The organism is Microbacterium sp. (genome assembly GCF_049661145.1).
Lineage (GTDB): Bacteria > Actinomycetota > Actinomycetes > Actinomycetales > Microbacteriaceae > Microbacterium.
Genome location: NZ_JBASZT010000303.1, coordinates 1 through 8,126 on the forward strand (window position 1 = coordinate 1; position 8,126 = coordinate 8,126).

The following is an 8,126-nucleotide window of genomic DNA, read 5'->3' on the forward strand; positions in this document are numbered from 1 at the left end:
GCCGCTGACTGCGGCGCCACTGCCTACCGGCGGCCAAGCTCGTCGCCGCGAGTTGCGGGGAATCGCCGCGAGCTCGCACACCAGCCACCCCGCCGGAGACCCCGGCCGACCCCGACACAGACCAGGCGGCCCGGCCGCTCGCGCGAGACGAACCCGCGATACCGGACACTTCCTGGACATGAGAGACCTTCGCGCTGTAGCGCTCCTGCTCGCTGGCGCGGCAGTGCTCGCGATGAGCGCGTGCACTGCGGATCCCGTCGCGCCCGCATCGCCCTCGGTCGCGCACGAGGGGGCGGATGCCGCGGTCAGTGCCCCCGACTGGGCGCGCCTTGACGACTTCCCCCTGGAACCGCGCGACGGGGCGGTCACAGCGTGGACGGGGAGCGAGCTGATCGTGGTCGGTGGAGCGTTCCACCCGCCGTGTCCGCCGACCGCCGACTGCGTCATGGACGGACGGCTCGCTCGCGACGGAGCCGCGTACGACCCGGCATCCGACACCTGGCGTGTGTTGCCACCGCCGCCGCTGACGCCGGGGCTGACGAGCGGTGCCTACGCGGACGGCGTCCTCGTCGTGCCTGCCCGGCCCGACGGACCCACGACGGATGTCCTCCTCTACGACGTGTCCGCCGACACCTGGAGCATCCTGGAGTCCCCGACCGACCGCCTCGGGATGCCGGTCGCCGACGGCGATCGCGTGATCTTCGCCTCCGGCAGCGATGAGTGGGGAGCCGTCCCTGATCGCGTGCTCGACGTCGAAACCCGCGCGTGGTCCGAGCTTCCCGAGGACCCGATCGGTCCCGCCTTCGACCGCACCCTCACCGCGACCGCGCACGGCATCGTGCTGACCGCGAAAGAGCTCGTTCCGAGCCCCGGGGCGGAGAAGCCCTCGTTCGTGCTGGCCGCCCTGCTCGACCGGACCACGGGCGAGTGGACTCGCCTGCCCGACACGCAACAGATCGGCGGCCGGCAGTGGGCGGTGCACGGCGACCGCCTGATCGACCCGCAGCTGGGCGGTGCCGATGGCGGGCAGGTCGGAAACTGGGGGCGCGAGTATCCGTTCGGCGGGGCCGTCACGCTCCCGGACGGGCGGTGGTCCGAGCTGGCGAACCCGCCGCCGGGCTCGGGCTGGGTTCAGGACACCGCCGGTAGCCGATTCTCCGTCTCGTCGGGATTCGTCTACGACGACGAGGACGGAACCTGGACACCGATCGGTCAACCCGAGGATGCTCTCGCCGAGGCCGGACCCGCCGTCTGGGCGGACGGTCAGTTGCTGGTGGTCGGCGGTACCAGCTGGGAGGGGATCACCGGAACGCGCAGCGCCGCCGTCTGGAGCTATACGCCGACCGGACGCTGATCCTGTGGTCGACTCGTAGCTTGTCGGGGATGCCGGCGGGTCGCGAATGGTCGCCTCAGGCAAGGCCAGGCGACCAATTACGACCCCACGAGCAACGTCAACCCCTCCACGCAGCACCGGCGGGTCGCGAATGGTCGCCACGGACAGCGCATAACGACCAGATGCGACCCCACGAGCAAGCGCCCATCCCTGGGCGTCGCCGGCGGGTCGCGAATGGTCGCCTCAGGCAAGGCCAAGCGACCAATTACGACCCCGCGACCCCGCGACCCCGCGACCCCGCGACCCCACGACGCCACGACCCCACGACCCCACGACCCCACGACCCCAAGGCCCCCAGCCACAGACCCCACGACCCCGGCCCACGAGGGCGCGACGAGAGAGGGCCCCCGAGCAGGGGCGCGAGCGCCCGCACGACTCAGACCGAGAAGTACTTCGCCTCGGGGTGGTGGAACACGAACGCGTCCGTCGACTGCTCGGGATGCAGCTGCAACTCCTCGCTCAGCTCGACGCCCATGCGCTCGGGCCGCAGCAGCTCGACGAGCTTGCGCCGATCCTCCATGTCGGGGCACGCGGGGTAGCCGAGCGAGAACCGCGCACCGCGATACTCCAGCTTGAACAGACCCGCGGTGTCGGTCGGGTCCTCCCCCGCGAAACCCAGCTCGGAGCGGATGCGGGCGTGCCAGAACTCGGCGAGCGCCTCGGTCAGCTGCATCACGAGCCCGTTGAGCTCGTAGTAATCGCGGTAGCGGTTCTCGGCGAACAGCTTCGCCGTGACCGCGTCGATCGCCGCTCCCGCCGTCACGAGCTGCACGGGCAGCACGTCGACCTGGCCCGACGAGCGCGACCGCACGAAGTCCGCGAGGTTCAGATGCCGGTCGCGACGCTGGCGCGGGAAGTGGAACCGCAGCCGGTCGGTGCCGAGCCCGCCGCCAGAACCGAACGAACCGCCGCCCGAACCGAACGAACCGCCATCCGGCGCCAGCAACCCGGGCACACCGAGCACGCCGGTCGGGTCGTCGCCGTGGTGGAGCACGACGATGTCGTCGCCCTCCGAAACCACCGGGAAGTAGCCGTAGGCGACGGAGGCATCCAGCATCCCCTCGGCGAGGATGCGGTCAAGCCAGTACCGCAGCCGCGGCCGGCCCTCCGTCTCGACGAGCTGCTCGTACGACAGCCCCTCCGCGCCGCGCCCGGGCTTGAGCCCCCACTGCCCCATGAACGTCGCACGCTCATCGAGGTACGCGGCGTAGTCGGCGAGCGCGATCCCTCGAACGATACGCGTGCCCCAGAACGGCGGCACAGGCACGGGGTTGTCGGCCGCGACATCCGACCGCGCGGGCATGGCCTCGGGCTCGGTGAGGGTCAGCTTCGACCCCGCAGCGTGAATCCGCTTCTTCAGCGGCGGCAGGCCCACGGCATCCGGCGCCTCGCCCCGCGCGATGCGCACGAGGGGTTCCATGAGTGCGAGGCCCTCGAAGGCATCCTTCGCGTAGCGCACCTCGCCGTCGAACAGCTCGGCGAGGTCCTGCTCGACGTACGCGCGCGTGAGCGCCGCACCGCCCAGCAGCACCGGCCAGCGCGTGCCGAGCCCGCGGGCGGTCAGCTCCTGCAGGTTCTCCTTCATGACGACGGTCGACTTGACGAGCAGCCCACTCATGCCGATGACGTCGGCGTCGTGTTCCTCGGCGGCGGCGATGATGTCGGCGATGGGCTGCTTGATCCCGAGGTTCACGACGGTGTAGCCGTTGTTGGTCAGGATGATGTCGACGAGATTCTTGCCGATGTCGTGCACGTCGCCGCGGACCGTCGCGAGGACGATCGTTCCCTTGCCGGATGCCGAGGAGCGCTCCATGTGCGGCTCCAGCAGCGCGACCGCGGTCTTCATGACCTCGGCCGACTGCAGCACGAACGGCAGCTGCATCTGCCCCGAGCCGAACCGCTCCCCGACGACCTTCATGCCCTCCAGCAGGTGGTCGTTGATGATCTCGAGCGGCGTCAGCGCGGCGAACCCGGGCCCGCCCGCCCGTGCGAGGTCGAGGTCGGCCTCGAGCCCCTTCGACTCGCCGTCGATGATGCGCCGCTCCAGCCGCTCGCCGACCGACAGCGCCGCCAGCTCCGCGGCGCGCTGATCGCGGAGGGCCGCCGTGTCGACGCCGGCGAACAGGTCGAGCATGGTGGCGAGCGGGTCGTAGGTGAGGTTGCCGTCGGCATCCCACTCGCGCCGATCCCACACCAGGTCGAGCGCGACCTTGCGCTGCGCTTCGTCGAGGGATGCCAGGGGCACGATCTTCGCGGCGTCGATGATGCCGCTGGTGAGCCCCGCCTGCGTCGCCTCGTGCAGGAAGACCGAGTTCAGCACGCTGCGCGCGGCGGGGTTGAGCCCGAACGAGACGTTCGAGACGCCGAGCGTCGTGTTGATGCCGGGGTATTTCGCCACGAGCGCGCGGATCGCCTCGATCGTCTCGATCGCGTCGCGCCGCGTCTCCTCCTGGCCGGTCGCGATGGGGAACGTGAGGCAGTCGACGATGATGTCCTCGACCCGCATGCCCCACGCTCCGACGAGCTCGTCGACGAGCCGCGACGCGATGCGCAGCTTGTCGGCGGTCGTGCGCGCCTGGCCCTGCTCGTCGATCGTGAGGGCGATGACGGCCGTGCCGTGCTCCTTGACCAGCGGCATGATGCGACCGAAACGGGATGCCGGGCCGTCGCCGTCCTCGTAGTTGACCGAGTTCACGACGGGTCGCCCGCCGATCAGCTCCAACCCCGCCTGGATGACCGCCGGCTCGGTCGAGTCGATGACGAGGGGAAGGGTGGATGCCGACGCGAAGCGCGAGACGACCTCGCGGATGTCGGCCACCCCGTCGCGGCCGACGTAGTCGACGCACACGTCGAGCAGGTGCGCGCCGACGCGGATCTGGTTCCGCGCGATCTCGACACAGTCGTCGAAGCGGGCGTCGAGCATCGCCTCGCGGAACGCCTTGGACCCGTTCGCGTTGGTGCGCTCGCCGATCGCGAGGTAACTCGCGTCCTGGTGGAACGGCACGTGCTGGTACAGCGACGCGACTCCGGGGTCGGTTTCGATGTCGCCGCCAACGCGCTCGCCCCGCGAGACCGCGTTTTCGCGTCGAAACCCTGGCCCAGACACGAGGTCTCGACCCGCAGAGGCGGTCTCGCGAGTAGTCGCGGCCGGCCGCAACCGCTCCACGACCGCGGCCAGATGCTCGGGCGTCGTGCCGCAGCATCCGCCGACCAGGCCCACGCCGAACTCGCGCACGAACTGCTCGTGCGCCGTCGCGAGCTCCGCCGGCGTCAGCGGGTAGCTCGCGCCGTCGGCCGTCAGCACCGGCAGCCCCGCGTTCGGCATGCACGCGATCGTCACGGGCGAGTGCTTCGACAGGTGCCGCAGGTGCTCGCTCATCTCGGCGGGCCCGGTCGCGCAGTTGAGGCCGATCGCGTCGACGCCGAGCGGCGCGAGCGCCGTCAGGGCCGCGCCGATCTCCGACCCCATCAGCATCGTTCCGGTCGTCTCGACGGTGACCTCGACGAAGATCGGCAGGCGGATGCCGCGGCTCACGATCGCCTGCTTGCAGCCGTTCACGGCGGCCTTCGTCTGCAGCAGATCCTGGCTGGTCTCGATGAGGAAGGCATCCGCCCCGCCGTCGACCAGGCCCTCGGCCTGCAGCGCGAACGTCTCCTTCAGGTGCGCGTACGTCGTGTGCCCGAGGCTCGGGAGTTTCGTGCCGGGGCCCATCGAGCCGAGCACCCACCGCATCCGCCCGTCCGCGGTTTCGGCGGCCTCGACGCGCTCGCGCGCGATGCGGGCCCCGGCCTCGGCCAGCTCGTGGATGCGATCGTCGATGCCGTAGTCAGACAGGTTCGACCAGTTCACGCCGAACGTGTTGGTCTCGACGGCGTCGATGCCGACGGCGAGGTAGTCGTCGTGGATGCGGGCGATGAGGTCGGGCCGCGACACGTTGAGGATCTCGTTGCAGCCTTCGAGCTGCCGGTAGTCGTCGAGGGTCGGCTCGTACCGCTGCAACATGGTGCCCATCGCGCCGTCGGCGATCACGACGCGGGATGCCAGGGCGTCGAGCAGTGCCTCGGACCGCTCCGGCCGCGGGACCCCGTCGATGTCGAGGGCGAAGCGGGGCTCGGTGCGGGTCGCGGTCACCGCCCGATTCTCCCACGGCTGTTCGCGAGGACAGTCGGTTGGCGTCACCCGGCGTTCGATGTCGCAGAAGCAGGCCGGACCGGCCTCTGCGGCCGCTCTCATCCCTCCGAGGACCACTTCAGCCTGCTTTTCGAGCGCGAACCGGCCGAACCGGCCGAGCCGGCGGGCCGAGAGGGCTCAGCGGGCCCGGCGGGCCTTGAGGAACGCGTCGATCGTGTCCCACACCGCGACTCCAGCGATGCCGAACCCGACGATCACCGACAGGATGCCGTACACGCTCGCTGCGTCATCGCCCGGGATCACCGTGAACCAGAACGCCGAGTTCAGCAGCTGACCCTGCGACAGCAGCCAGATCGCGGGCACCGCGACCACGACGTTGAGTACCGTATTGCACGCGGCGAGCGCGAACGTCCACCGCCCCCGCAGGAACACCACGAGCTGCAGCACCGCTTCGAGCCCCATCGCGATGAGCAACCCCGTCGCCCACCAGGGCCAGAGGGCCGGCGAAAGAAACGGCATCCACTGCCCTTCCAGGTAGACGAGCCCGACGAGCTGGTCCCACACGAGCGCCACCGCCGCGACGGCGAGGAAGATGACGCTGCAGATCAGGTCGATGAAACGCGCGCCGGTGTACGGGGTCTCGGCGGGGAGCCGGTCGATCGTCCACGGCACGAGCGGCGTGCGCGTGTCGGAGCGTTCCACCAGAGCGAACACGAGCGTCGTCCAGAACGCGAGGTGCACGGCGACGCTCAGTCCGCCACCGATCGTCGATCCGATGATGGCGCCGATCGGCGCGCCGGCGAGCGTCTGCCCCAGCGCAATGCCGAACGTCGCCAGCGGCACGACGATCCACAGCAGGAGCTTCAGCAGCCGCCACCACTCCAGGAAGTAGCGCGGGCCGATGAGGTGGAGCGGGCGATCCGCGTATCCGGCGGCGAGCTTGTCCGGATCGCCGAGGCCGTTCAGGACGGCGCGTTCGGCATCCTCGCGAGGCTCGCCGGTATCGAGCCGAGCATCGACCTGGTCGGCGATGGCGGCACGGAGCTCTGCGGAGACATCCTCTCGCTGCTGCTCGGGAACGGTGCGGATGACCGCGTGCACGTAGCGGTCGGTCAGCGTGGCGGTCATGTCAGTTCTCCTTCGGGAGCGCGGCGAGCGCGGCGGCGAGCGCGTCGAAATCTTCGGTGAGAGCACGAGCGAGACGGATGCCGGCGGGCGAGGTGCGGTAGAACTTGCGCGGGCGGGCCTCGTCGGTGTTCCACTCGCTCGTGAGGTGCCCCTGCTTCTCCAGGCGGCGGAGCAGCGGGTAGAGGGTGTTCGCGTCGGTGTCGAATCCGCGCCGCTGAAGGTCTTCGAGCAGCCCGTAGCCGTATCCGGGCTCCACGAGCAGGCGCAGGCATGCGAGCACGACCGTTCCCCGCCGCAGTTCCTGCAGGTGGGTATCCCGCGCCTCGTTCTCGCTCACGCCTCACACTTTACTGTGTGTCACACGCTATAGTCAACCGCACATCGTCGTGTGCTCCACCTCCGCTGGTCGAGTGCGATCGCGTATCGAGACCATCGCAACCGAGACACACGCTGTGATCTCGATACACCGGCGGACGATGTCCACCCCCACGGGCAGGATGGAGGGGTGAGCATTCCCGCACTGCCCGAGATCCTCGCGACGGCGCGCGTCGTCGCACTGCCGCTCGCGACCCGGTTCCGCGGCATCGACGTGCGTGAGGCGCTGCTGTTCGAGGGCCCCGAGGGGTGGAGCGAGTTCTCGCCGTTCACCGAGTACCCGGATGCCGAGGCGGCGACCTGGCTGGCGGCCGCGCTCGACTTCGGGTGGTGCACGCCGCCCGATCCGCAGCGCACGAGCATTCCCGTCAATGCCACGGTGCCGGCGGTGACGACGGCTTTTCCGTGGCGCTGCCGCGCCATGGGGCAAGAAAATCTGCCTCGGGGAGGCGAGACTTTCGCATCGGCATCCGACGTCGAGGACGTCCTCGCTCGCTTCGACGGATGCCGCACGGCAAAGGTCAAGGTCGCCGAGCGCGGTCAGACCCTCGCCGACGATGTCGCCCGCGTGCGCGCCGTGCGGCTGGCGTTGGGACCCCAGGGACGCGTCCGGCTCGACGCGAACGGCGGATGGAACGTCGACGAGGCCGAGCGCGCCGTGCACGCCCTCGCCGAGTTCGACCTCGAGTACCTGGAGCAGCCGTGCGCGAGCGTCGATGAACTCGCGCAATTGCGGGAGCGGATCGCGGACTGGGACATCCCGATCGCGGCCGATGAAAGCGTGCGCAAGGCCGCCGACCCGCTCGCCGTCGCGCGGGCCGGCGCCGCCGACCTGATCGTCGTGAAAGCGCAGCCGCTGGGCGGCGTGCGCCGCGCACTCGAGATCGTCGCGGAGGCGGGGCTGCCCGCCGTCGTGTCGAGCGCCCTGGAGACCTCGGTCGGCCTGGCGATGGGAGTCCACCTCGCCGCTGCCCTGCCCGACCTCGACTACGACTGCGGGCTCGGCACGGCGTCGCTGCTCGCCGCCGATGTGACGACGCAACCCCTGCGCCCGGCGAGCGGGATGCTGTCGGTGCGGCGCGTCGCCCCGGATTCGGC

General features: G+C 70.5%; 5 protein-coding genes. 2 read left to right on the plus strand and 3 right to left on the minus strand.

Annotation, left to right across the window (positions count from 1 at the left end):
• Window positions 1–178 precede the first annotated feature (178 nt).
• Window positions 179–1,354: a hypothetical protein gene (locus tag WBP48_RS12925; protein ID WP_424441052.1), complete on the plus strand. Its 1,176-nt coding sequence runs from the start codon at window positions 179–181 to the stop codon at window positions 1,352–1,354.
• A gap of 415 nt (window positions 1,355–1,769) precedes the next feature.
• On the opposite strand, the gene metH is transcribed toward WBP48_RS12925, so the two are convergent.
• The 3 genes from metH to WBP48_RS12940 all read right to left on the minus strand — a co-directional run bounded on the left by metH (window position 1,770) and on the right by WBP48_RS12940 (window position 6,990).
• Entirely contained in the window at window positions 1,770–5,525 is a 3,756-nt protein-coding gene (metH, locus tag WBP48_RS12930; protein WP_424441054.1) for a methionine synthase, read from the minus strand.
• Between the two features lie 177 nt (window positions 5,526–5,702).
• A complete protein-coding gene (locus tag WBP48_RS12935; RefSeq protein ID WP_424441056.1) occupies window positions 5,703–6,653 on the minus strand; it encodes a permease prefix domain 1-containing protein in 951 nt (316 codons plus the stop codon).
• A gap of 1 nt (window position 6,654) precedes the next feature.
• Complete coding sequence (locus tag WBP48_RS12940; RefSeq protein ID WP_424441058.1) at window positions 6,655–6,990, minus strand: PadR family transcriptional regulator; 336 nt, start codon at window positions 6,988–6,990, stop codon at window positions 6,655–6,657.
• Between the two features lie 168 nt (window positions 6,991–7,158).
• Between WBP48_RS12940 and WBP48_RS12945 the strand changes: the two genes are divergently transcribed.
• On the plus strand, window positions 7,159–8,126 hold a 968-nt coding region (locus tag WBP48_RS12945), incomplete at its 3' end, for an o-succinylbenzoate synthase (RefSeq protein WP_424441060.1).